At 54.4% G+C, this 263-nt stretch carries 1 protein-coding gene; it reads right to left on the bottom strand.

The features are described from left to right. On the bottom strand, nt 1–263 hold a 263-nt coding region (locus ACQKOF_RS25005), incomplete at both ends, for a hypothetical protein (protein WP_427563096.1).

Raw genomic sequence — 263 nt, forward strand, 5'->3', positions numbered from 1 at the left:
TACACCAGTCGCTCCAGTCGCCCCGGTAACACCAGTAGCTCCAGTAGAGCCGGTACCGCCAGTAGCGCCAGTAGCGCCAGTAGCACCAGTACCGCCAGTAGCACCAGTGTTCCCAGTACCGCCAGTAGAACCAGTAGCGCCAGTAGAACCAGTAGCGCCAGTAGAACCAGTAGAACCAGTAGAACCAGTAGAACCAGTAGAACCAGTAGAACCAGTAGAACCAGTAGAACCAGTAGAACCAGTAGAACCAGTAGAACCAGTAG

The sequence above is a fragment of the Lysinibacillus sp. NPDC093190 genome (assembly GCF_050280425.1).
In the GTDB taxonomy this organism is placed as follows: domain Bacteria; phylum Bacillota; class Bacilli; order Bacillales_A; family Planococcaceae; genus Lysinibacillus.